The organism is Salinimicrobium aquimaris (assembly GCF_035607535.1).
Classification (GTDB): domain Bacteria; phylum Bacteroidota; class Bacteroidia; order Flavobacteriales; family Flavobacteriaceae; genus Salinimicrobium.
On sequence record NZ_JAYDZX010000002.1, the window covers coordinates 393,586 to 419,953 of the forward strand.

Below are 26,368 nucleotides of genomic sequence, written 5' to 3' on the forward strand. Positions count from 1 at the left end.
ATTAAAAAATATATTTACGAGACAAAAATCTCATAAAATGGATAATTTAAATAAGGTTTGGGTTTTAGGACACAGAGTATCTCCTCAAAAATTATCAGCAAACTATGATTTAGCTATAGGAGAATCCCAGCCAAATGTACCAGGACCACCACCACATTGTCATGCCAAATATCATGAAGCCTTTCATATTCTGGAGGGAGAAATGGATTTTATAATAAATGGTTCCCGAAAAACAATTAAGAAGGGAGAATCTGTAGATCTTCCGCCAAACACGGTGCATACATTCAAGAATTCAGGAGACAAAGTTTGTAAATGGGTAAATATTCATAGCCCTAAAGGTTTTTCGGAATTTTTTGAAAAGTATGGAGTTCCTGAGAGTGAGTCTAATGCTGCAGAAAAATCTGTGTCTCCGGAAATAATCCAGCAGGTTTTAAAAACTGCTTCAGATTATGACATGATCTTGAAATAGAATTTTAATTGATTATTAACCACTAAATATAATAAGATGAAAAACCGAATTTTGCTACTCGTTAAGCCAGCCCTGTTACTTATTTTGATGTTAGGAGTATCCTGTAGTCATGACACGGCAGAAGAAGAAATTTTTGAAACCCTTGATTTTAAATTAGAGAAGGCTGAAACTGCCGAGGATCAGCTTGAAATGCTTACAAAAGCTATGAGCAGATTTCAAAATTTTAAAGTTGCTCTGGCTCAGGGCTACGTTGAGGCCAGTCCTTTGGTTTCAGGGATGGGTATACATTATGTGAAACCAGAATATGTTGACATGAACTTTGAATTATTGAAGCCAGAGATTTTGGTCTATCATCCTGATGAAAATGGAGAAATGATGTTCGTGGCAGCTGAATATCTTATACCGATTCCCGAATGTGATCCTGAAATTGAATATACCAATCCTCCTGAAGGATTTATAGGTTCTGAGGATGTATGGTCAGTAAATTGTGAGGCAGGAGGGTGGACTCTACATGCATGGGTAGGATTAGAGAATGATGCCGGAGTTTTTAAACCATTAAATCCTGCTTTGCAATAATCTCCAGTTTTTAATTTTTAAATTAGCTGTTCAATTCTTTTTTTGAAAACAACAGCTCGTAATTATTCAAATATAATTAAAGCCGAAGCCAAACGCCTCGGCTTTTTGTCATGCGGAATTTCCAAAGCAGGATTTCTTGAGGAGGAAGCCCCTCGCCTTGAAAATTACCTGAAGAACAACATGCACGGCGAGATGCACTACATGGAAAATCACTTCGACAAGCGACTGGATCCTACCAAACTTGTTGAAGGTTCCAAAAGTGTCATTTCCTTGCTGCTTAATTATTTTCCTGAAGAAAGTCAGCGGGAGGATTCCTATAAGATCAGTAAGTATGCATACGGGACCGATTATCATTTTGTTATTAAGGACAAGCTTAAACAGCTTCTGCAATTTATTCAGGAGGAAATAGGCGAGGTGGAAGGAAGGGCTTTTGTGGATTCGGCGCCGGTGCTGGACAAGGCCTGGGCTGCAAAAAGTGGTCTGGGCTGGATAGGAAAAAATACCAATCTCCTGTCCAAAAAAACCGGTTCTTTTTTCTTTATTGCTGAATTGATCGTAGACCTGGAGCTGGATTATGATACCCCTGTGACCGATCACTGCGGAAGCTGCACCGCCTGCATTGATGCCTGCCCAACAGAAGCCATCGTAGAGCCCTATAAGGTAGATGGCAGCAAATGTATCTCCTACTTTACCATTGAATTGAAGGATCAGCTGCCGCAGGAGATGAAGGGCAAATTCGATGATTGGATGTTTGGTTGTGATGTGTGCCAGGATGTTTGCCCCTGGAATCGCTTTTCAAAACCTCATCGTGAACCACTTTTCGATCCACAGCCCGAGCTGCTCAGCATGAGCAAAAAGGACTGGGAGGAGATCACCGAAGATACTTTCCGGAAGGTCTTTAAGAAGTCGGCGGTGAAACGTACCAAGTATAGCGGACTAACCCGAAATATTGATTTCCTAAAAGATTAAGCATATCTTTTCCTCAGGCAGAATTTTGTAACTTTCAGTTTCAACGGAAAAGTCATGGTGTCAAAAAAGCTTTTTTCAGCCTTTATTTCTTTTTGGTTTCTTCTGAACATTTCTGCCGGGGCGCAGGAACTGCGGCTGAAGGTGGATGAGACCATGCCGAGACTTCTTCAGCAGGCCGATACAGATCTGGATAAAAAAATCACCGTAGAAGATGATCCAAAAATGCCATTTTTGGTCCCTCTTTCAGAAGGTGATTCCGTAGAGATCAACCGGATCTATTATTTGTCAAACCTGCTTCAGGAACTGGCAATAGCAAGGGCCGGAGAAAAGGACAGTCTCAGGATTTCACTTGAAAGAATAAAGGAGCCACCTACCCAGCGCATTTCACGCCGGATTGAAGAACAATTCTGGGACGACCTCACCCGAACTATTGATCGCAAAGGCCTGAGAAAAATTCTGAGAGACACCAAAGCTTCAGATGGCGTGCAACGGCTGTATGTTCCGGCAACAGACACTTCAGGAATTAACTATTACAAAGATCTGCAGGATGAATTGAGCGGATTTGAAGTAGTAGTTCTTCCGCAGAAAATAACTCCGCAGTACGTAAAATCTATAAAATATAAGCCGGGTCTCCTCGCCTTAAAAATTGAGAACGGCCGCGGAGTTCCCTTCGTGGTTCCCGGCGGCAGGTTCAACGAAATGTACGGCTGGGACAGCTATTTCGAAGGCATAGGACTGCTTGTTGATGGCCGAATTGACCTGGCCAGGGCAATGGTGGATAATTTTATTTACCAGATCAACCACTACGGCAAGATCCTTAACGCCAATCGGTCGTACTACTTGACGCGTACCCAGCCGCCGTTCATGTCTTCTTTTGTGCGGGAAGTATATAAAGCCATGGAAGAAAAGGACAAGGTTTGGCTACGGAAAGCTCTTGAAGCTGCAATTAAGGAATATGAACAGGTTTGGATGGTGGAGGGCGAGAGGCTGACAAGGAATGGCCTCAACAGGTATTTCGCCCAGGGAATAGGTATCCCGCCGGAGACCGAAAAAGGGCATTTTGACGAGGTGCTTCAGCAATTTGCAGGCAAGCATGGTCTGAAGGTTCCGGAGTTTGTGGAAAAATACCGGTCGGGGGAAATTCAGGACCGGGAAGTAGACGAATATTTCCTTCATGACAGGACATTGAGGGAAAGTGGTCACGACACTTCCTGGAGGTTGGAAAATCGCGCGGCACATTTAAACACAGTAGATCTCAATTCCCTGCTTTACAAATACGAGAAGGATTTTGAACATCTAATAAATAAATACTTCGGCGGAAGCTTCATGACTTCAGAAGGAAAAACCTACTCTGATGACTACTGGAAGGAAAAAGCTGAAGAGCGAAAAAAATTGGTGAATAATTACCTCTGGAATGAGAAAGTGGAAAACTTTTATGATTACAACTTCAAAAAAGGGGAACAAACCGGGTATATTTCAGCTACAAATTTCTATCCCCTGTGGAGCGGACTTGCTTCCGAAGAACAGGCAGAGGCCATGGTTCCGCAGTTAATGGAAGATCTAAAGGCACAGGGCGGGATACTTTCCAGCGCAAAGGAATCGGTAGCAGCGACTGCTGCGAACCAGGTACAGCGGCAGTGGGATTATCCCTATGGCTGGGCACCCCATCAAATGTTGCTCTGGAAGGGCCTGCTGAATTATGGATATGAAGAGGAGGCTCATGAATTGATCTACAGATGGCTTTGGATGATCACGAAAAATGCCGTGGATTATAACGGCACGATCCCCGAAAAGTATGATGTGGTCGATGCCACTCATAAAGTCTATGCCGAATATGGTAACGTAGGAACTGAATTTGATTACATTACTACTTCAGGCTTTGGCTGGATGAATGCCTCCTATCAACTGGGGCTGGAGCTGCTTCCGAAGAAATATCATGTGCAGCTGGATGAGCTGGTGCCGCCAGATGAGGTGAGATTCAGGTAAAGATCTTATCAACAGGATCTCAATGACCCGTAAGTTCGAGGCAGGCTAAAAAATGACCTGCATCACTGAGCTATAATTGCTAAACTGTTACCTTTGTACCACCTGAAAAAAACAGGGAAATATGAAGAACGAACGCAAAAGGCGCGAAGCACTTGTCTATCATGCCAAGCCCCACCCGGGAAAAATACAGGTGGTGCCTACCAAAAAATATTCTACCCAGCGGGATCTTTCGCTGGCCTATTCTCCCGGAGTTGCAGAGCCTTGCCTTGAGATTCATAAAAATATTGAGAACGTTTATAAATATACTACCAAGGGTAACCTGGTGGCGGTGATCTCCAATGGAACAGCCGTTCTGGGTCTTGGAGATATAGGTCCCGAAGCTTCCAAGCCCGTGATGGAAGGAAAAGGATTGCTTTTCAAAATCTTCGCCGATATTGATGTTTTTGACATTGAAGTAGACACAAAAGATGTGGATGCTTTTGTGGAAACTGTAAAAAATATTGCTCCCACCTTTGGAGGGATCAATTTGGAAGACATTGCAGCTCCCGAAGCTTTTGAGATCGAAAGCAGATTAAAGGCAGAGCTGGATATTCCGGTGATGCACGACGATCAACATGGTACAGCTATAATTTCTTCGGCGGCTCTGCTCAATGCCCTGGATCTTGCAGGTAAAAAGATAGGAAAGGTGAAAGTAGTGATCTCCGGTGCGGGATCGGCAGCGATCGCATGTGCTAATCTCTATGTTTTGCTGGGGGTAAAAGTGGAGAACATCATCATGTTTGATGTCAAGGGAGTATTGCACAGGGACCGGGATGATCTTTCTGATCTTCAGAAGAGATTTGCGGTTAAAAAGAAGTACGAGAATTTATCGGCAGCAATGGATGGAGCCGATGTATTCCTAGGACTTTCTGTCGGAAATATTGTATCCCCCGAGATGCTGAAGAAAATGGCAAAGCGACCTATTGTCTTTGCCATGGCAAATCCCGAACCCGAGATCGATTATGACCTTGCAGTTGCTACCCGCAAGGATATTATAATGGCTACCGGGCGAAGTGATCATCCTAACCAGGTGAACAACGTACTTGGTTTTCCTTTTATATTCAGGGGAGCCCTTGATGTGCGGGCGACAAAGATCAACGAAGAGATGAAAATGGCGGCGGTTAAAGCCCTTGCTGCTCTTGCCAAGGAACCGGTGCCCGAGCAGGTGAATATTGCTTACGGCGAAACCAAGCTCCTTTTTGGAAAGGACTATATCATCCCAAAACCTTTTGACCCCAGACTTATCACTCAGGTACCGCCGGCAGTGGCCAAAGCGGCTATGGAGAGTGGGGTGGCCAAAAACCCGATTCAGGATTGGGGGCGATATGAGGATGAGCTGCTTGAAAGAATGGGTAATGATAATAAGATCACCCGCCTGCTAATGAACCGGGCAAAAATGAGTCCGAAGAAAGTGGTTTTTGCAGAAGCAGACCATCTGGATGTACTCAAGGCAGCACAGATCGCTCATGACGAAGGTATAGCAAAACCAATTCTTTTGGGCCGCCGGGATGTCATTGAAGAGCTTATGCGGGAGATCGATTTTCACGCGGATGATGTTGACATTATAGATTCCAAAAGTGACGATGAGAACGAGCGGCGTAACCGCTATGCCGAAGTGTACTGGCAAAGCCGTAAGCGAAAAGGCGTTACCCGCTATGACGCCCAGCTGTTGATGCGGCAGCGCAACTATTTTGCCGCTATGATGGTGAATGCCGGGGATGCAGATGCATTGATCTCGGGATATTCCAGAGCTTATCCCACAGTGCTCAAGCCAATGCTGGAACTCATTGGAAAAGCTGCAGGAGTATCAAAGGTTGCGGCGACCAACCTTATGAATACTTCCCGCGGACCCTTGTTCATAAGTGACACCTCAGTAAATGTAGAGCCTACAGCAAAGGAGCTGGCAAAAATCGCGCAAATGACAGCAAGAACCGTAAGGCTTTTTGGAATGGAACCCGTCATTGCTATGATCTCCTATGCCAACTTTGGCTCCTCCAAAAATGAAAAAGCCGAAAAAGTAAAAGAAGCTGTAGATTATTTGCATCGCTTCTATCCCGATCTTATTGTTGATGGCGAAATGCAAACCGATTTTGCGCTCAACAGTGAAATGCTGCAGAAGAAATTCCCTTTTTCGAAGCTGGCAGGTCGTAAAGTGAATACCTTGATCTTTCCAAACCTGGATTCAGGGAACAGTACTTACAAGTTGCTTAAGGAGCTCAACAAGACCGAATCTGTAGGGCCAATCCTTATGGGAATGAATAAACCCGTACACGTTTTACAGTTGGGGGCAAGCGTGGAGGAGATCGTCAACATGACTGCAGTAGCAGTGGTTGACGCCCAGGAAAAGGAAAAGAAAGCGAAGCGGGAGCAGTAATAAAAAAATATCGAGGTGCGGGAAAAAGTAAAATTTTCCCGCTCCTGATTTTTACAGAAGTACCCTTCAAAAATGTCATTTTTGAAGGGTATCAAGTAGAGAAGATAGTTGTTTTCCCGTCGTATGAATTTTAGTACATTTGGCATACTAAGCTTCTACTTTCCATGATCTACAGTATTAAAGGCCGTCTGGTTGAGAAGAATCCCACGAATGTGGTGATCGATTGCAACGGAATGGGTTACTTCATACACATCTCCCTTCATACATTTTCTCAAATCCCTTCGCAGGAATCGCTGCAGTTATATACGCACCTGCAAGTCAAGGAAGATTCTCACACTTTATATGGTTTTTGGGAAAAGACCGAGCGGGAGATCTTTAGGTTATTGATCTCTGTTTCGGGAGTAGGGGCAAGCACTGCGCGTAGTATGTTGTCTTCCCTTGAGCCCCGGCAGATCATGGAAGCCATAGCTGGAGGAGATGTGGCTACCATCCAGGGGATAAAAGGGATAGGAGCAAAAACAGCACAAAGGGTCATCATTGACCTTAAGGACAAAATCGTAAAAGTCTTTGGAATGGAGGAAGTTTCCCCACTACAGAGCAATACAAACCGCGAAGAAGCGTTATCTGCTTTAGAGACCCTGGGATATACCCGAAAGCAATCTGAGAAAGTGGTGGAGAGAATTGTGAAGGAAGAACCCGATGCTTCGGTGGAATCTCTTATAAAGCAGGCACTTAAAAAATTATAATTCCTTTGGGGCAGAACTACAGTTATAGGTTTTGGCTGTCAAATTCCTTTGCGCTTCTATGTGTGCTGGTAGTGTCTTTGCCTGCCCTCGCTCAAGATACCATTGTACAACAGGATACGACAAAGACAGGATATTCCCTAGGTAAACTTAGGATGCCAAACCCTAACAGTATAGTTGCTTCCTACACCTATGATCCTATTCTTGACCGCTATATCTATACCGAGACGCTCGGAGTAATAAATATTTCGGCTCCTTTGATCCTCACGCCCGAAGAATATCAGGAATTGGTGATAAAAGAGGAAATGCAGCGTTACTTTCAGGAAAAATCTGATGCTATTTCGGGCAGGAAAGAAGGAACAGAGGAGAGTCAGCGGGATCTGCTTCCGGAGTTCTACGTCAATTCAGGTTTTTTTCAGAATATTTTTGGAGGTGGGGATATTGAGCTTATTCCACAGGGATCGGTCGCTTTGGATCTGGGGATTTTATATTCCAAGCGGGACAATCCGGCTTTTTCCCCGCGTAACAGAAGTACCTTTACCTTCGATTTTGATCAAAGGATACAGCTGAGTCTCCTTGGAAATATTGGGGAGCGTCTTAAAGTGACTGCCAACTACGATACCGAATCCACTTTTGATTTTCAGAATCAGCTGAAGCTGGAATACACGCCTACCGAAGATGATATCATTCAAAAGATCGAGGTTGGTAATATTAATATGCCGCTAAATTCAGCTTTGATCCAGGGGGCTCAAAGTCTTTTTGGTTTAAAGACTCAGCTGCAATTCGGTAAAACCACAATTACGGGAGTCTTTTCTGAACAAAAGAGTGAGCGGCGTACGGTAAATGTTGAAGGTGGGGCGACAGTTCAGGAATTCGAGAAATTTGCCATTGAATACGACGAGAACAGGCACTTCTTCCTGGCTCATTACTTTCGCGACCACTACGACGAAGCTCTTGAAGACTACCCCTTTATAAATTCCAACGTACAGATCACCAGAGTTCAGGTTTGGGTGACCAACAGGACGAACAACGTTCAAAATCTTACCGACACCCGCAACATTGTTGCCATCCAGGACCTTGGGGAATCACCTGTGCCGGGCAACATCGGCCTCGAGAATCCGCCTGCCGGGTTTTTTAACAGGCCTGCCGGTGCCTTTGCCGATAACCGCAATAACGACCTTAACCCATTTGGAATTACAGGGGCTCAGGAATCGGTACTTACTCCTGCTATTCGGGACGTGGCAAGAGTAGAAGCCGGGTTTGGAGGCCTGCAGGTTTCGGAAGGCAGGGATTACGTAAAGCTGGAAAATGCAAGACAGCTAAAGCCTTCAGAATATAAACTTAATTCCAGGCTTGGGTATATCTCCCTCAACCAAAGGTTGGCCAGCGATGAGATCCTTGGGGTCGCATTTCAGTATACCGTAGGAGGGGAAGTTTACCAGGTGGGGGAATTTGCCAGTGACGGTATTGATGCTTCCGGGGGAACAGACGAGTCTTCTGTATCTCAAAACCTGGTAGTAAAAATGCTTAAGAGTGCCGTGACCAATGTTGATGAACCGGTTTGGGACCTTATGATGAAGAACATCTACAACCTCGGAGCTTTTAACCTTGAGAGGGAAGATTTTCGAATGAACATCGTTTATACAGATCCTCAACCCCTTAACTACATAACAGGCGTAGATGGCGTGCCTCTACCCGAAGATGTGGAGCAAACAACCCTCCTCAAGGTTTTCAATCTCGACAACCTGAATCTTGCCGGCGATCCTGTTGTAGGTGGTGACGGATTTTTTGATTTCGTGCCGGGCATAACCATTAATCCCGAGAATGGGAGCATCATTTTCACCTCTGTGGAGCCATTTGGTCGCTATTTATTTAACCAGTTGGATCCCAATCCCAATGCAGGATCGGAGGTTTATGAGATTCCCGAGACCTGGAATGCTAATCAGCAAAAATATGTTTTTCGGGCGCTTTATAACACCACTAAGACGCAGGCAGAACAGGAGCAGGCAGAGAAGAACAAATTTCAGCTTCGCGGGCGTTACAAATCCTCAAATGTTGAAGGAATTCCTATAGGGGCTTTTAATGTGCCGCAGGGTTCTGTCACAGTAACTGCCGGAGGGCGAGTGCTGCAGGAAGGAGTGGATTACGTGGTCAATTACCAGTTTGGAAGGGTGCAGATCCTGGATGAGGCCTTGCTCGCATCCAACATTCCCATCCAGGTATCAACAGAAAATAATGCTCTTTTTGGGCAGCAAACTAAAAGGTTCACCGGCCTTCATGTGGAACATCTCTTTAATGAGAATTTCCTTATGGGAGCTACTTATCTCAACCTGAACGAGCGCCCGCTTACCCAGAAATCTAACTACAGCTACGAGCCTATCAATAATACGATCCTTGGTCTCAACCTCAATTACTCTACAGATCTGCCCTTTTTGACACGCTGGGTAAACAGGCTGCCAAACATAGATACCGATGTGATCTCCAATCTCTCCCTTAGAGGGGAAGTAGCTTACCTGGTTCCCGGGGCGCCAAAAGGAAGTGAGTTTGAAGGAAGGGCTACCACCTATGTGGATGATTTTGAAGCAGCACAGACCTCTATTGCCATTGATAATCCCCTGGGATGGGAGCTATCGAGTGTGCCCCTTGGATTTGGCGGCGAGCTGGGCAATGGTGACCTCGCTACAGGTTACAAAAGAGCAAAACTCGCCTGGTATTCTATTGATCCTATTTTCTACGGAAGCAGCAGACCATCGGGTATTACAGATGCCGACCTGTCCAGTTATGCCACCCGCCGGGTATTCCTGGACGAGATCTTCCCAAATGTGGATGTGGTACAGGGCCAATCGCAGGTACTCTACACCATGGACCTTGCGTACTACCCAAGCGTAAGAGGGCCTTATAACTACAATCCTTCGGCTATGGGCGGGAATACGCTGCCAAATCCTTCAGAGAACTTTGGAGGGATCAGCCGGGCTTTAAATGCTACGAATTTTGAACAGAGCAATGTAGAATACATTGAATTCTGGATGATGGATCCTTTCCTTTATTCGGAAAATGCAGGTAATGACGGTGGTAAAATTGTCTTCAACCTTGGAAATATTTCTGAAGATGTATTAAAAGACGGAAGAAAACAATATGAAAACGGCCTCCCGCCTAATGGTGGCCTTGAAAATACCACACCTACAGAATTCGGAAAGGTGCCATCCAATCAATCCCTTATCTATGCATTCAACACTGAAGGGCAGGAGCGGCTAAACCAGGATATTGGTTATGATGGTCTGGACGATTTGCAGGAGGCTGCACGATTTGGTGCTTTTGCTAATCTTCCCGATCCTTCAGCCGATAACTATAACTACTTTTTAAATGCTTCCGGAGGAATTCTCGATCGCTACTTCGACTATAACGGGATCCAGGGGAACTCCCCTCCAGATGTTACGAATACTAACCGCGGTAATACCACTTTGCCTACCGTTGAAGACCTTAACCGGGACAATACTATGAATACGGTAGACAGCTACTACGAATATGATGTGCCGGTATATCCCGGGATGGGTATAGATAATAGTCAGTATATTACCGATGTCAAGGAATTTTCCATAGATCTTCCTAACGGGCAACAAATGCCGGTGAGGTGGTTACAATTCAAGGTGCCCATCTATGAACCTACCGCTGCCCGGGGAGGAATTGGGGATTTCAGGTCCATCAGGTTCATGAGGATGTATCTCACAGAATTTGAAGATCCAACTGTGCTGCGGTTCGGGACCATGGATCTTGTACGGGGGGATTATCGCCGTTACACCCAAACTCTTGACCCGGACAAATCTGACCCTACCAATGAGAATACCACCTTCACTGTAGCTTCAGTGAGTATTGAGGAGAATGAGAACAGGCAGCCAATCCCATACGTTTTACCTCCTGGAGTTGACAGGGAGGAGTTGATGAACAACAACACCAGGGTGCGCCAGAATGAACAGTCGTTATCTTTAGTGGTTTGCGATCTTGAGCCACAGGACTCGAGAGGAGTTTACAAGAACTTCCAGCTGGATATGAGGCAGTACAAGAATCTGGAAATGTTCATTCACGCAGAACCACTCGTGAACAGGCTTAAATGGCAGGAAGGTGAACTGGTGGCTTTTATGCGGATAGGTACAGATTTTACAGATAACTTTTACCAGGTGGAGATTCCGCTGAAGCCTACAGAATACGGTGCAGCTTCAGCCTCTGAGATCTGGCCCGAAGAGAACAGGATGAACCTGTCCCTCGAGCTGTTGCAGGAGATAAAAGCTACAGTTATTGGAAACCCCAATTTTGTAAATACCGAATTAAATTTTTTCACCGAAAGCGGTGAACCTGTGTCGGCCGAAGCTCCTTATGAAGTAGGACAGTTAAGGATAGGGATCAAAGGAAATCCGAGTTTTGGGAACGTAAGGATGCTGATGTTGGGTGTTAAAAATGGTCTTTCTGAAGCCTCTTCCCGAAACCTGTGTGGAGAAGTCTGGTTCAATGAACTCCGGCTTTCAGAATTGAACAATGAAGGCGGATGGGCAGCGATCGTAAATATGGATGCGAACGTAGCCGATTTCGCAAATCTTTCGGCTACAGGAAGAAGAAGCACCGTAGGATTTGGATCTCTTGAACAGGGGCCAAACCAAAGGAGCAGGGAAGATCTTATGCAATACGATGTGGTGAGCAACCTCAATATGGGACAATTGCTGCCACCAACCTGGGGCGTAAGGATCCCGGTGAGCTATAGTTACGGGGAGGAATTGATCACTCCAAAATACGATCCCGAATTTCTCGATCTTGAGCTTCAAAATGTGCTGGACAATGCGGCAAACGATGAGATAAGAGATGACCTAAGGGAGAGAGCAGAAGATTATACCCGTCGTCAAAGCATCAATGTAATAGGCCTGAGAAAGGAAAGAATTGGTGATGGCAAACCTATGCCATACGATATCGAAAACCTTAGTGTTTCCGGTAGTTACAATCAGGTGGATCACCGGGATTTTGAAATTGAAGACGCCTTTGATCAAAACGTGAGGGTAGGTGCAACCTACGATTACACCTTTGCTCCTGTCAATATTGAACCCCTTAAGAACATAAAGGCTTTAGACAGCAGCGCTTATTTTGCCCTTTTACGGGACTTTAATTTTAACCTGTTTCCTTCTAACATTGCTGCAAGTTCTACGATCTTCAGGCAGTACAATGAACAGAAATTCAGGGAGATCAATTTACCACCCGGTTTTATAAATGGAATTCCCACGCTGTACCAAAGAAACTTCCTGTTCGATTGGCAGTACACCATCAACTACAATTTCACCAAGAGCTTAAGGTTGAACTTTGATTCTTCAACCAACAGGGTAGTGCGCAACTATTTAGATGAAGACAATAATCCCGATACCACTACGGGAGTCTGGGATGGATTCTTTAATACCGGAATTCCAAATCAACATTTCCAGTCCCTGCAGGTGAACTACGATCTGCCTTTCTCGAAAATACCTGCCCTGGAATTTTTGAAAACCACGTATTCCTACACAGGAAATTTCCAGTGGGAGCGGGGATCTCAAATCTTCGAAACTCTTGAGGATGTTCCCGACCTCGGAAATAGTGTTCAGAATTCCAATGTGCATCAGGTAAATGCGAATCTCGAAATGCAAACCCTATACGATTATATCGGGTTGAAGAAAAGGACGCGTCCGGGAGGAGCAAAGACTATTGAGGAGAGAAGCAGAGCAGTACCAACCCTTAATCGCAATGCCCGGGATACCATTACCCCGGCAGATGCCTCACGGCTAAGTGCCGGAGACCGTACCTATAATACATTCGTAGGATTACTTACGGCAATTCAAAGAATACAGGTCAACTATCAGGAGAACAACGGGATCTACCTTCCCGGTTATACGAATGACATTGGGTTTATGGGCACCTGGAATCCAACCTTTGGATTCACGTTGGGAAGCCAGGAAGAGGTGAGGTATATGGCTGCAAGAAAGGGTTGGCTTACACTTTATGAGGATTTCAACCAACAGTATACTCAGGTTGAGAACGAACAACTTGGAATCAACGCAGAAGTTTCGCTTCTGCCAGACCTTACCATTCAGCTTACCGCCGGCAGGTTGTATTCTGAAACCTTTCAGGAAAATTACAGGGTAATTGGAGATCAATACATTCCGCTGACTCCATACACCTTTGGAAACTTCAATATTTCCACCATACTTCTTGGGACAGCATTTAATCAAAGTACTGCTGAATCTTCAGCAAACTTTCAGCAGTTCAGGGAGAACAGGCTTGAGATTGCGAGAAGACTGGCTGTAGAAAACGGTCTTGATCCAAATGATACAGATCAATTTGGTTACCCCATAGGTTTTGGTAGGAACAGTCAAAATGTGCTGCTTCCGGCATTCCTTGCGGCATATTCCGGCACCGATCCCGGGAAGATTTCTTTAGGGGCATTTAAAGATTTCCCGCTACCTAACTGGAATTTAAAATACACCGGCTTTATGCGCCTGCCATGGTTCAGAAAGAACTTCAAAAGGTTCTCTATCAACCATGGATATACAGCAGGTTATACCATTAACCAGTTCCAGACCAACCTGGATTATGATCCTGAAACTCCCCATGATCTTGACCAGGCCGGAAATTACAAAAGCGAGATCCTCTTTTCGAACATTAACCTGACCGAGCAGTTTAGTCCGCTGGTTAGGATAGACATGGAAATGGCAAATTCGATCAAGATCCTGGCCGATGTTCAGAAAGACAGGGCACTTTCCTTGAGCTTTGACAACAATCTGCTTACCGAAATAAGCGGAAACCAATATACCCTGGGACTGGGGTACAGGATAAAGGATCTCAAGATCGACACCAAGATTGGCGGCCGACAAAGGATCCTTAGCAGTGACCTCAATTTCAAGGCAGATATTTCCTATCGTCACAATGAGACGGTGATTAGATATCTCGATATTGATAACAGCCAGGTAACGGCAGGGCAGGATATCTGGGCGATAAATTTTACGGCAGATTACGCCCTTTCCAAGAACCTAACGGCACTGGTCTACTACGATCACAGTTTCTCTGAATACGCTATCTCCACGGCCTATCCACAAACCACCATAAGATCTGGTGTAACCTTGAGATATAACTTCGGAAATTAATTGTGGAAGCTTGACTTAAAGAATTAAAAAATTAACTTTGCTATAATAAAACACCAACCGATGAAAATTCCAAGAGACTTAAAATACACCAACGATCACGAGTGGGTAAAAATTGAAGGCGATATTGCAACCGTAGGGATCACAGATTTTGCACAGGGAGAATTGGGTGATATCGTATATGTTGAGGTTGAAACTGTAGACGAAACCTTAGAAAGAGAAGAGGTTTTTGGAACAGTGGAAGCCGTTAAAACAGTTTCAGATCTTTTCGCGCCACTTTCTGGAGAGATCATTGAATTCAACCAAAGTTTAGAAGATGAGCCCGAAAAGGTGAATTCAGATCCTTATGGTGAGGGTTGGATGGTGAAGATCCGGTTTAGTGATGCTTCTCAAATTGATGATCTTCTAAGCGCCGAGGAATACACGGAAGTTGTCGAAGGTTAAGATCATTTTCCTTCTGCCGGCTATTCTCTATACCGGCCTTATTCTATACCTGTCTCTCATCAATCTTGCAGATACACCTGTAAAAGATCTCGGGATGAGTGATAAAATGATGCACGGAGGAGCCTATTTTGGTCTGGGCCTGCTGTGGATGCTCTTTGCGACCTTTACATTTGAAGATAAAGGACTTTTTAAGAGAATTGTTGTTATTTCTGTAATTTCAATAGCCTTTGGCATTTTTATTGAGGTTCTTCAGGATACATTGACCAGTTACCGACAGCTGGACTTTTATGATATTCTTGCCAACACGATAGGAGTGTTTGTCGCCGGAGTTTTCGTATGGTCACTAAGGAAATATCTAATCAGGTTAAAAGCTAAGATAAATTTAGATTTAATGAAAAATTAATTATTTTAGCCAACCTATAATTAAAACGGAATTATGAAACCCAAAAAGAACCCAAAAGCTGATTTATCCAGGAGAAGTGTTTTGTTCTTCCAGATTGGAATGATCGTGATGCTTTTCATTACCTGGAGGGCGATTGAGTGGAAAACCTATGACAGGGAAGCTATTGATACCGGAATGGTAGATATGGATGCCTTTGAAGAGGAAGATGTGCCAATCACCGAATTAAATACACCACCACCACCGCCACCGCCACCACCGCCACCAGCACCCGAGGTTATCGAGATTGTAGAGGATGAAGAAGAGGTTGAAGAAACGGTTATTGAGTCTACTGAGACCAACCAGGATGAGATCGTGGAGGTTGAAGAAGTAGAGGTTGTTGAGGAAGAAGAAGAAATTGGGGACGTTCCGTTTGCAGTAATTGAAGATGTACCTGTTTTTCCTGGTTGTGAAAAAGAAAGGAATAATCAGGCCCGTAAGGACTGTATGAGTGAAAAGATCAATGATTTCGTAAACCGTAGATTTGATACCGGTTTAGGTAGTGATCTTGGACTTTCGGGGATCAACAGGATCTATGTGCAGTTTAGAATCGAGAAGAATGGTTCCGTTACTGTTCTTGGTGCCCGTGCACCACACCCACGTCTACAACAGGAAGCTGAAAGAGTAGTGAATATGCTACCTAAAATGCAGCCCGGAAAACAACGTGGTCAACCGGTTGGGGTTCTTTACTCTCTTCCAATTACATTTAGAGTACAAGACTAAACTTAGTTGCTTACTATATAAAAAGATCCCGCACTTGTTGCGGGATTTTTTTGTTTTGGTAGTTCCTCCTAGGGGAGATTTGTATTTCTGTAGGAATTATTATTGCGGTTGCTGCTCTTCGGTCTGGTTCTTGAGGTTATCCTAATAGATTAACTAAAAAGATATTTAAAATATCTGCTTTGGCTTCAGAAATCATTAATATCTAAATATATCATTATGGAAAACAAGAAGAACACCAAAGCAGATCTTTCTAAGAAAAGCATCTTATTTTTTCAGCTGGGCCTTATCCTGGCGCTCCTTCTGGTATGGCAACTCATAGAGTGGAAGGTCGATGCCGGTCCTATAGCTAAGGAGGAGTTTGTATTTGCAGATCAGTTTGAGGAGGACGAAGTGCCTGTTACTAAAGTGGAGGAGATAAAACCTCCCGAACCTCCCCGGGATATTGTAGAGGAGATAGATATAAAGGAGAATGATCTGGACGTGGAAGAAACCGAAATTGCGTCGACGGAAAGTGAGGATAAGATCCTGGAGGTAGCCGAAGTGGAGTTTGTGGAAAAGGAGGATGAAATTGAAGATTTCAATATTCATTCGGTAGAAGTAGCTCCAATTTTCCCCGGTTGTGAAGGTCTTAACGATAATGATGCCCGTAAAGAATGCTTTAGTGAAAAAGTAAATAAGCTGGTAGGGCGGACGTTTGATACCAGTCTTGGCAGCGAACTTGGGTTGAGTGGACTTCACAGGATATACGTAAGCTTTAGGGTAGAGAAAGATGGAAGTGTAAAAGTAGGGGTAAGAGGGCCTCATCCCAAACTGGAGGAAGAGGCAATAAGAGTTATTAATAAATTCCCTGAACTCATTCCGGGAAAGCAGGGAGGCCGCCCGGTAGGAGTAATATACTCATTACCGATCACCTTTAGGATACAAAATTAAACAGTCTTCAAAAACGTCATTTTTGATCCCGCAGGTGCTGCGGGATTTTTTGTGTGAAGGAAAATACTTCAGAAATCCAAAAAACTGTATCTTTCCCCTATAATACCTTCAGTTTAGTGCAGGATATGATAAAATTTTACCCGCTCCTCATCTTATTATTTCCCTTCTTCAGCTTTTCACAGACATTCCAGGGCGATCCTGAAAGGTTCCCACGTTTTTCTGAATGTGAGGCCGTACAATACGAACAGGAAGAAGAATGTTTCAGCAGTACCCTGAAGAAAAAAGTAAGAGAAAATTTCAGCATACCAGAAGTCATTTCTGAAGAAGATTATAAAGGACAGGTTATCGTTCTTTTTGAAGTGACAAGAGAGGGTAGTTTTAAGATCAATTATATTGATGCTGCCTATCCTGAACTAAAGGAGGAAATAACTCGCGTTTTTGATCAGCTTCCCCAGGTATCGCCTGCAACCTACAACAGTAGACCGATAAATATGCAGTTCCGAATGCCGGTGAGAATACCAATGGAGATGGAGCCGGTAAGATCTTCGGAGCCAAAGGACGACGTGGAAGTAGTGCAGGCAAAACGGGAAGAGCAGGATGTCCAGGTGGAGGTCACCAATGAGTATGATAAGATCAAATCCCTCGATTTTAATCACCCACGTCTGCAAAGTGAGATCAATATACCTCTCTCTCATGAATTGTACAGTAGGTTTGAAGATGAAATCAACCAGATAGGAACCAACTTTCATACTTCCTCCAAGCCCTTTCTTTTTTCTGAAGTTCAGCCTTATTACAATTTTGAAGAAGAGCTTTTAGGGCTGCAGAAACCTGTCGATTCATGGGTGGGAAGAAAGGTGTGGAATGAACATCTCTTTACATTTCGAGGGGAAGATTACTGGTTCACAGTAGATTTTGGACTTGACCTTCAGGTAGGGAAAGATTTCGACAGTGATCTGGATGTAACTTACAATAATACCCGTGCCGCGATTTTCCAGGGAGGTCTTGGGAAGAATCTCAGTTTTTATTCGGTGGTATATGAGAACCAGGGTCGATTTGCCGATTATTTCAACCGCTATGCCGAATCTATCAGGCCGGGTAGTGAAGGTGCTGCGATCATTCCCGGTCGCGGTATCGCCAAAGGATTTATGGGGCAGGCTTATGATTATCCTGTGGCTGAAGGTTATCTTTCCTTTAGTCCGGGTAAATACGTCAACCTGCAGTTCGGACATGGGAAGAACTTTATTGGAGATGGTTACCGGTCCCTGCTCTTAAGTGACAATGCCGCGCCTTATCCTTTCTTTAAGCTCAATACCACCTTCTGGAAAATAAAGTACACTAATACCTGGATGTCTTTAAGAGATGTGCGGCCCGAAGTAACCGGGGAGGATTCCTACCGAACCAAGTTCATGGCAAATCACTACCTGAGCTATAATGTGACAAAGAGGCTTAATATTGGCTTTTTTGAATCTGTAATGTGGGAGAATGATAATAATCGTGGATTTGACCTTAATTATCTCAACCCTGTGATCTTTTACCGGGCCATAGAATTTTCCACCGGAGCACAGGCAGGAAATGCAATTATCGGGCTTACCGGCAAGTACAAATGGAACAACAGTTTCCTCACTTACGGGCAGTGGCTTATCGACGAGTTCTCTTCCAGTGATGTGTTTGGAGGGGAAGGTAGCTGGAAGAACAAACACGGTTTCCAGGTAGGGACCAAATATTTCAACGCATTCAATGTGGAGGATCTCCATTTGCAGCTCGAATACAACCAGGTGCGGCCCTATACTTATTCTCATAACACAATTACTCTTAATTACGGCCATGCCAACCAATCAATGGCGCATCTTTGGGGTGCAAACTTTAGGGAATTGGTGGCAATTGCCCGCTATAAAAGAGGGAGGTATTACGGTCATGTGAAAGCCATCTATGGAGAACGTGGTTTTGATTTTTTTGAGAATGGCGATTACTATGGCGGAAATATTTACCGCAGTGAAGAAGACCGTCCTCTGGAAACCGGTGTAGAAATTGGCCAGGGAAATAATACAGACTCTTTCTTTGCGCAAACTGAAGTCGGTTATATTGTAAATCCTATAACAAACCTCAAGTTCTTCGGAAGTTTTATCTACCGCAATTTTGATCCCCAGGTGAATAGTATGCAGCATTTCGATAATACAACCTACTGGATCAACATTGGACTACGTACCGATATTTTTAACTGGTACTTCGATATGTAAAGGGTTAATTTGCTGATTATCAAGAATTGATTTTTATGTCACTTTAAAATTTAACGGATGTAGGTTCTTGGTAAAAAACAATTAAGAACTATCTTTGCGCCAAAATTGCCCTTTTTGGAAAACACCCAAGTACATAGTCCAGCAGTTTCCCTTGTAAGTGATCTTAAGGAAGTTACAAAAGTAAGGCTGGCCATAAGTGTTGTCTTTTCTTCGGTTGCCGGATATTTCTTAGGAGCAGAATCTATTGATTTTCTCACTGTGATCATGCTGTCCATTGGCGGTTACTGCCTCGTGGGAGCCTCCAATGCTTACAACCAGATCCTGGAAAAAGATCTCGATCTTTTAATGAAAAGGACGCGCAACCGCCCCGTACCTTCGGGGAGAATGTCTGTCAATACTGCTTTTATAATTGCCAGTTCCCTCACAATTCTGGGTTTGATCATTCTCTATCTTATCAATCCCAGAACAGCAATGTTTGGAGCGATATCTATTTTTCTTTATGTGAGTGTTTACACCCCGCTTAAGACAAAAACCCCGCTATCTGTTTTTGTTGGTGCTTTTCCCGGAGCCATCCCGTTCATGTTGGGCTGGGTCGCCGCTACAGGAAATTTTGGCATTGAACCGGGAACCTTATTTATGATACAGTTCTTCTGGCAATTTCCTCACTTCTGGGCTTTGGGTTGGTGGTTATACGATGACTATGCAAAAGGCGGTTTCTTCATGTTGCCAACCGGAAAAAGGGATAAAGGTACCGCGGTACAGATCGTGCTTTATACCGTCTGGACAATTATAGTGTCCTTGATCCCGGTAACAGGGATGACTGGCGCCCTTTCTATTACTCCTTTCTCTGCAGTACTTGTGCTACTACTGGGATTGGGAATGCTTTATTACGCCGTACAGCTTTACAGAAACAGGGATGAAAGATCGGCTAAAAAATTAATGTTGGCGAGTGTGTCTTACATCACTCTGCTGCAAATAATATATGTATTAGACAAATTAATTCGAGTATGGATTTAACACAAGGAACCCGCGAACACAAGCAGGACAGAGCTAAGAAGATGATGCTTTGGTTCGGGATCATAAGTATGGCCATGATGTTTGCAGGGCTTACCAGTGCTTACGTGGTAAGTAAAAATCGTCCAGACTGGCTGGCAGATCTGCAACTTCCTTCCACTTTGTTGTGGAGTACAGCAGTAATATTTCTTAGTAGTGTTACCTTTCATTTTGCGGAAAGGGCTGTAAAACAGAATAAGCATTCTGTCGCAATGAAAAACCTTGTGGCAACGCTGTTGCTGAGTTTTGTCTTTATTGCGCTTCAGATTGAAAGCTTTAGTGAGCTTTTGGAGACAGGATATTTTTTCACCGGAAGTGCAAGTAGTGTTACCACTTCTTTTCTCTACTTGATCGTGGGCTCCCATTTGGTGCACCTTTTGGGAGGAATAATCGTACTTTTGGTGATAATTTATAACCATTTTAAACAGCGATACCATGCTGGGCAAACACTTGGATTAGAACTTGGTGCTACTTACTGGCACTTTGTGGATGTCCTTTGGATCTACCTGTTTTTATTTTTATATTTCTTTAGATAAATAAAAAACCTATTTTTGCCCATACTTTAAAAATCAAACTCTTTCTATGGAAGCGACTGTTACCAGAACAGGTACCGAAGGAAAAACATGGGGCGGTGGGAATCAACCTTTGAAGGTGAGCTATGGAAAAATGATGATGTGGTTCTTCATATTGTCAGATGCGCTTACTTTTTCCGGTTTTCTTGCGTCTTACGGTTTTGCCAGATATAAATTCTCTAATAGCTGGCCTATAGCCGATGAGGTTTTTAATCACTTTCCATTCTTGCATGGAGTAGATGCTCCTATGTATTATGTGGCATTAATGACCTTTATTCTTATCTTTTCCTCTGTGACTATGGTGTTGGCAGTAGATGCAGGGCACCAGATGAAGAGAGCAAAAGTAACCTTCTACATGTTGCTTACCATTGTTGGAGGTGTCATCTTCCTTGGGTCACAGGCCTGGGAGTGGAAGAATTTCATACAGGGAACTTACGGAGCTATTGAGACCAGAGGTGGTAATGTGCTTCAGGTTGTAGATGATGAAGGGCACCGCGTGGCGCTGGATGAATTTGTGGTGGCCTTGCCAACCGAGAGAGTTCAGCATATGAGGTCAAACGGACTTTGGTTTACAGATGAACCAACTTTGCCGCGCTTTACAATAGAAGATGTGTTGCTAGGTTTTGAGGCTAATCCAAACCTGCACATTAGAACACAGGAGTTGACAGAGACCGGCGAAAAGGTAGTGCTTTCGAGACAGGCCTCTTTAGCTAAACTAGAGAATGAAGGAATAGGCATTATTGAGGGTGCAAACCTTCAAAAGAATGAATATGGGAATCCTCTTTTTGGAGACTTCTTCTTCTTCATTACAGGTTTCCACGGGTTCCACGTTTTGACGGGGGTGATTATCAATATCATCATCTTCTTTAATGTACTTATTGGAACTTACGAGAGAAGAGGTCACTATGAAATGGTGGAGAAAGTTGGACTGTACTGGCACTTTGTAGATCTTGTATGGGTATTTGTATTTACTTTCTTCTATTTGGTATAATCTGGAATAAGGACTAAAATGGCACACGATACTACACACGCACACGAATCGAACTCAAAAAGGATCTGGACAGTATTCATTATTCTTTCTGTTATAACTCTTGTGGAAGTTATACTGGGAATTATCAAGCCAGACTTTTTAATGCATACATATTTCATTAGCCTTAAATTGATCAACTGGATATTCATTGTCCTTACGATCTGGAAGGCATATTACATTACCTGGGCTTTCATGCACATGGAAGGAGAGACCAAAGGGTTAAGGCGCTCTGTGGTTTGGACAGCAGGTTTCCTTATTGTTTATCTCGTTTTCATTCTTCTCACCGAAGGAGATTACGTTCATGAGGTAATACAGAGGGGGCAGGTAGCCTGGGATTTCTAAACGTTAAAAAATTAAGGAGAGGCGGTTTTAAAACCGCCTTTTTTTATTTTTGTGCACATCTTTCCGGAAAGATAACATGAAAAAATTCTTTGTCATTTTTGTCCTTTTTGCCCTCCCTCTGGTAGCCTACCTTTTCTTCGCTTCGGGAGTGAATAATTTCGCAAAATTACCGGTGCTTACACAGGAGATTTATCAGCTGGAATCCTTCAGCAGTCTTGGGGAAGCAGAGGAAGAAGTGAGTTTTGATGGCAAGATCACCATTCTTGGTTTTCCCGGCAGTGAACCGCTGGATTACTCTAGTAATGCTTACCATTTGGCGGAAAAGATCTACGATCGCTACCACGAGTTCAAGGACTTCCAGTTCGTTTCCATAGTTCCAACAGGCAGCGCAGCTGAAGTAGAAGAACTAAAGGAAAAAATTTCTGACGTTATAGACCTTAAAAAGTGGAAATTCGTGACGGGTTCTCCCGAAGAGATCAATGCTTTATTTGACAGCCTTAACACAGATCTCGAGCTCACCGGCGATCTTTCCACCCCTAATGTGTTCATCATTGATAAGGATGGAAAACTGAGAGGCAGAGATAATGACGATGACGGCAATGAACTGTACGGCTACGATACCAGTTCAATATACGTGCTGAATAACAAAATGAACGACGACGTAAAGGTGATCCTTGCCGAATACCGTTTGGAGCTAAAAAAATACAACAAAGAGAATACTCAGCAATAAATGAAAAACTACTCCTACATAGGAATTTCCCTTGTGATCCTCATTTTTGGGATCATAGTTATCCCGGAGATCATTGACAGGGTGAACGAGCGGGAAGTGGTGTCTTCAAACCGTTCAGACGGGCAGGAAGAACGTGCTTCTGCCGGGATTGAACTCGATTACATCATGGTGAACGGGGAAAAGAAAAAGGTGCCTCCTTTTGAGTTCGTCGATCAACATGGAGATACTATTAGCAATAAGGATTATGAAGGAAAGGTCTATATAGCTGAATTCTTTTTTTCTACCTGTCCTACCATCTGTCCTATCATGAAAGATAACCTGGTGCAGGTACAGGATGTGTTTGCCGAAAATGATGATTTTGGAATAGCATCTTTCAGTATAGATCCGCAACATGATACCCCACAGGTATTAAAGGATTATGCCGAAAGAACCGGAATTACACATGACAACTGGCATTTGTTGACAGGGGAGCGGGAAGAGATCTACGATCTTGCCAATGCGGGATTTAATATATACGCCGGGGAAGATGAGGCAGCCGAAGGTGGATTTGCACATTCGGGTTATTTTGCTTTGGTCGACAGGGAAGGCTTTATAAGATCACGCAAAGATGCTTACGGTAACCCTATCATCTATTACCGTGGTTCTATACCGCGCAAGGCTGTAGTAGAGCCGGGAGAAGAGCAGCCACAAATAGACATTTTAATTGCAGACGCTAAGAAACTCGTCAATGATAAATAGAAATACAGATAAGGTGATGGTGCCGGCAATTGTTGTCGTCTCAATACTGGTGCCTGTGGCAGTGCTCATATTGATGTACCTGCCGGAGCGATATGAGATCATGGGTGGAAGATTCACCAATTTTCCCCTTTTCCATGCAGTACTTAATTTCTTCACCGCATTGTTCCTCATCACGGGGTTTTATGCAATGAAGAGCAAAGAACTTATATGGCATAGAAACTTAATGATCTCCGCATTTTTTCTTTCGGCGGTATTTCTTGTGAGCTATGTAATTTCCAAGATAAGCAATGAACCTGTTCCATATGGAGGAGAAGGTGCCCTTAGGTATATTTATTTCTTTGTCCTTATAACCCATATCCTGCTTTCGGCCATCATAGTTCCGCTTGTGCTGTTCACCATGTACCGTGGGCTGACCGGAGAGGTTCTAAAGCATCGCAAAATTGCCCGTTATACCTATCCAATCTGGCTGTATGTGGCTGTAACCGGGGTGCTGGTTTATTTGTTTATGATGCCATATTACTAATTATGAAGATCCGCATTCTGCTCACATTAGCTCTGGTTTTGTTCATCACGTTAGATGTAGATGCACAGTGTGCTATGTGTCGCGCCGTTCTTGAAACTGAAGAAGGTCAATCGGCCGCTGAAGGTATCAATGACGGGATCATGTATTTGATGATCTTTCCATACCTGCTAATGGCCGGGGTTGCCTACTTCATCTGGAGGTCTCGCAAGAAATCCCGCGCCCAGGAGTAATTTACTTCTTTCCTTTCCTTCCCTCCCGAAAATGTGCTTTTTCAGAAATCTTTTTTTTTGAAAAATGTAACATTTCTTGATTTTACCAGTCTAATGGTTGACCCCCGATTATAAATTGGAATTATACCCCGTATGATTGAAATCAAAGATTTACACAAGTCTTATAAGACCGGAAGTAATTCCCTTCATGTCCTCAAGGGAATAAACTTTAATGTTGCTGAAGGGGAGCTCGTATCTATCATGGGATCTTCAGGTTCTGGAAAATCCACTCTTCTCAACATTCTGGGAATGCTGGATGAAGCCGATGCCGGTACATATACCCTGGATGGTGTTCCCATCAAAAACCTGAATGAAAAGATTGCCGCCCGTTACCGGAATAAATTCCTGGGCTTCATTTTTCAGTCTTTTAACCTGATTAACTACAAATCTGCTCTCGATAATGTTGCGCTGCCGCTGTATTACCAGGGCATGAAGCGCAAAGAGAGAATGGAAAGGGCTATGGCCTATCTCGATAAGGTTGGTCTTACTCCCTGGGCACAACACCTGCCCAACGAACTTTCGGGAGGGCAAAAGCAAAGAGTTGCTATAGCAAGGGCGCTAGCCAGTGACCCAAAGGTTTTACTGGCCGATGAGCCTACAGGTGCTCTAGATACCAAAACTTCCTATGAGGTCATGGACCTTATTCAAAAGATCAATGAAGAAGGCCGTACCATCCTCATAGTTACGCATGAGCATGATATAGCCAATATGACAAAACGCATCGTCAACCTAAAGGACGGGGTGATCATCGACGACAAAAAAGTAGATCAGGTAAAGGCACTGCAGTATGTTTAGTCTGGAACGTTGGGAAGAGATCTTCGACACCATCCGAAAGAACAAATTAAGAACATTTCTTACCGGACTTTCTGTTGCTTCAGGAATTTTCATTCTTGTCATTCTCCTGGGAATAGGGCAGGGAATGAGGAACGGGATCTCTGCCGAATTTGAGCAGGATGCTGCCAATATTCTCTACATATGGACGGGAAGAACCTCTGTTGAGCACAAGGGACTAAACCCGGGACGGGAAATAAGATTAAGGAATTCAGATTATCAAACCACAGCTCAAAAATATGTTGATGAGCTTGAGTACAAATCGGCAGTATACAGGATCTGGAATGGCGTAGTGAACTACAAAAAGGAGACCGGCTCTTACAGGGTTGAAGGGGTTCTACCCGATTATCAATTCCTGGAAAACAGTACAATGGCCAATGGCCGATATCTCAATTATCTGGATCACAGGAACTATGAAAAAGTAGCCGTCATTGGAAACCGGGTCAAAAATGACCTTTTTAAGGAGGCAGATCCTGTTGGGCAATATGTCGAGATCTCGGGAATTAATTTTAAAGTTATTGGTGTCTTTGCAGATCCCGGAGGGGAACGGGAAGAGAACAGGGTTTATGTGCCATTATCAACTGGTCAAAGAGTTTTTAACGGGCAGCACTATATCAACAACATGGCCTTTACCCTTGAGAAAGAGGATAATTTTGAGGCGGCTTTAGCAGCTTCCACAAAATTTTCTGCAGAATTACAACAATTCCTGAAAGAACAGCACACGATTGCCCCCGAAGATACCAGGGCGATCAACATCAATAATTCCCTGGAAAATGCAAAGCGATTCTATGACCTAATGGATATGATCAAATTCTTCTTCTGGGGAGTAGGGATCTGCACCATCATCGCAGGAATAGTAGGGGTGAGTAATATCATGCTGATTATAGTTAAAGAACGGACCCGCGAGATCGGAGTGAGAAAGGCTCTTGGAGCCGAACCACTTTCCATCGTAGGCATGGTGTTGCACGAATCGATTTTTGTGACAGCCATTGCTGGTCTCGTCGGACTCATTGGCAGTCTTGCATTGCTGGAGCTTGTAGGACCCATGATAGAAACGAACTTTATTGCAAATCCTTCAGTAGATTTTGGGGTTGCGTTAACCACGGTGATCATTCTAATCATTGCGGGAGCCCTCGCAGGATTTTTCCCGGCCTACCGGGCGGCAAGGATCAAACCTATTGTAGCATTAAGAGATGAATAAGC

The 26,368-nt window shown here is 43.9% G+C and carries 22 protein-coding genes; all 22 read left to right on the plus strand.

Annotation, left to right across the window (positions count from 1 at the left end; genetic code table 11):
• Nucleotides 1-37: 37 nt before the first annotated feature.
• The 22 genes from VR862_RS05645 to VR862_RS05750 all read left to right on the plus strand — a co-directional run bounded on the left by VR862_RS05645 (nt 38) and on the right by VR862_RS05750 (nt 26,366).
• Nucleotides 38-469: a cupin domain-containing protein gene (locus VR862_RS05645; protein WP_324719990.1), complete on the plus strand. Its 432-nt coding sequence runs from the start codon at nt 38-40 to the stop codon at nt 467-469.
• Nucleotides 470-505: 36 nt separating this feature from the next.
• A complete protein-coding gene (locus VR862_RS05650) occupies nt 506-1,045 on the plus strand; it encodes a hypothetical protein (protein WP_324719991.1) in 540 nt (179 codons plus the stop codon).
• Between the two features lie 42 nt (nt 1,046-1,087).
• Nucleotides 1,088-2,014, plus strand: a complete 927-nt coding sequence (queG, locus tag VR862_RS05655) for a tRNA epoxyqueuosine(34) reductase QueG (RefSeq protein ID WP_324719992.1) — start codon at nt 1,088-1,090, stop codon at nt 2,012-2,014.
• Nucleotides 2,015-2,068: 54 nt separating this feature from the next.
• Nucleotides 2,069-4,000 carry a trehalase family glycosidase gene (locus tag VR862_RS05660; protein ID WP_324719993.1) on the plus strand — a complete coding sequence of 644 codons (1,932 nt, stop codon included), beginning with the start codon at nt 2,069-2,071 and terminating at the stop codon, nt 3,998-4,000.
• A gap of 121 nt (nt 4,001-4,121) precedes the next feature.
• Complete coding sequence (locus VR862_RS05665) at nt 4,122-6,413, plus strand: NADP-dependent malic enzyme (protein WP_324719994.1); 2,292 nt, start codon at nt 4,122-4,124, stop codon at nt 6,411-6,413.
• A 164-nt stretch (nt 6,414-6,577) separates the two neighbouring features.
• Entirely contained in the window at nt 6,578-7,159 is a 582-nt protein-coding gene (gene ruvA / locus VR862_RS05670; RefSeq protein WP_324719995.1) for a Holliday junction branch migration protein RuvA, read from the plus strand.
• A gap of 35 nt (nt 7,160-7,194) precedes the next feature.
• Entirely contained in the window at nt 7,195-14,307 is a 7,113-nt protein-coding gene (sov, locus tag VR862_RS05675; RefSeq protein WP_503473553.1) for a T9SS outer membrane translocon Sov/SprA, read from the plus strand.
• A 60-nt stretch (nt 14,308-14,367) separates the two neighbouring features.
• Complete coding sequence (gcvH, locus tag VR862_RS05680; RefSeq protein ID WP_324719996.1) at nt 14,368-14,748, plus strand: glycine cleavage system protein GcvH; 381 nt, start codon at nt 14,368-14,370, stop codon at nt 14,746-14,748.
• The gene (locus VR862_RS05685) at nt 14,735-15,151 is read left to right on the plus strand and encodes a VanZ family protein (protein WP_324719997.1); all 417 of its coding nucleotides are present in this window, start codon (nt 14,735-14,737) and stop codon (nt 15,149-15,151) included. Before gcvH ends, VR862_RS05685 begins: the two co-directional genes overlap by 14 nt.
• A 33-nt stretch (nt 15,152-15,184) precedes the next feature.
• Complete coding sequence (locus tag VR862_RS05690; protein WP_324719998.1) at nt 15,185-15,910, plus strand: energy transducer TonB; 726 nt, start codon at nt 15,185-15,187, stop codon at nt 15,908-15,910.
• A 216-nt stretch (nt 15,911-16,126) separates the two neighbouring features.
• Nucleotides 16,127-16,840 carry an energy transducer TonB gene (locus tag VR862_RS05695; RefSeq protein WP_324719999.1) on the plus strand — a complete coding sequence of 238 codons (714 nt, stop codon included), beginning with the start codon at nt 16,127-16,129 and terminating at the stop codon, nt 16,838-16,840.
• 125 nt (nt 16,841-16,965) lie between these two features.
• Nucleotides 16,966-19,077, plus strand: coding sequence for a gliding motility outer membrane protein RemB (gene remB / locus VR862_RS05700; protein WP_324720000.1), 2,112 nt, complete (start codon nt 16,966-16,968; stop codon nt 19,075-19,077).
• Nucleotides 19,078-19,191: 114 nt separating this feature from the next.
• The gene (cyoE, locus tag VR862_RS05705; protein WP_324720001.1) at nt 19,192-20,094 is read left to right on the plus strand and encodes a heme o synthase; all 903 of its coding nucleotides are present in this window, start codon (nt 19,192-19,194) and stop codon (nt 20,092-20,094) included.
• On the plus strand, nt 20,085-20,666 hold the full coding sequence (locus VR862_RS05710) for a cytochrome c oxidase subunit 3 (protein ID WP_324720002.1): 582 nt from the start codon (nt 20,085-20,087) through the stop codon (nt 20,664-20,666). The genes cyoE and VR862_RS05710 overlap by 10 nt, the downstream gene beginning before the upstream one ends.
• A gap of 46 nt (nt 20,667-20,712) precedes the next feature.
• The gene (locus VR862_RS05715; protein ID WP_324720003.1) at nt 20,713-21,693 is read left to right on the plus strand and encodes a cytochrome c oxidase subunit 3; all 981 of its coding nucleotides are present in this window, start codon (nt 20,713-20,715) and stop codon (nt 21,691-21,693) included.
• Between the two features lie 18 nt (nt 21,694-21,711).
• Complete coding sequence (locus VR862_RS05720) at nt 21,712-22,074, plus strand: cytochrome C oxidase subunit IV family protein (protein ID WP_324720004.1); 363 nt, start codon at nt 21,712-21,714, stop codon at nt 22,072-22,074.
• A 76-nt stretch (nt 22,075-22,150) separates the two neighbouring features.
• The gene (locus VR862_RS05725; protein WP_324720005.1) at nt 22,151-22,804 is read left to right on the plus strand and encodes a hypothetical protein; all 654 of its coding nucleotides are present in this window, start codon (nt 22,151-22,153) and stop codon (nt 22,802-22,804) included.
• A complete protein-coding gene (locus VR862_RS05730) occupies nt 22,805-23,542 on the plus strand; it encodes an SCO family protein (protein WP_324720006.1) in 738 nt (245 codons plus the stop codon).
• Entirely contained in the window at nt 23,532-24,065 is a 534-nt protein-coding gene (locus tag VR862_RS05735) for a DUF420 domain-containing protein (protein ID WP_324720007.1), read from the plus strand. Before VR862_RS05730 ends, VR862_RS05735 begins: the two co-directional genes overlap by 11 nt.
• A gap of 2 nt (nt 24,066-24,067) precedes the next feature.
• Nucleotides 24,068-24,295 (plus strand): CAMCR motif-containing small membrane protein, encoded by a 228-nt coding sequence (locus VR862_RS05740; RefSeq protein WP_324720008.1) that lies wholly within the window; start codon nt 24,068-24,070, stop codon nt 24,293-24,295.
• A gap of 132 nt (nt 24,296-24,427) precedes the next feature.
• Nucleotides 24,428-25,129, plus strand: coding sequence for an ABC transporter ATP-binding protein (locus tag VR862_RS05745; protein WP_324720009.1), 702 nt, complete (start codon nt 24,428-24,430; stop codon nt 25,127-25,129).
• Nucleotides 25,122-26,366, plus strand: a complete 1,245-nt coding sequence (locus VR862_RS05750) for an ABC transporter permease (RefSeq protein WP_324720010.1) — start codon at nt 25,122-25,124, stop codon at nt 26,364-26,366. The genes VR862_RS05745 and VR862_RS05750 overlap by 8 nt, the downstream gene beginning before the upstream one ends.
• Nucleotides 26,367-26,368 lie beyond the last annotated feature (2 nt).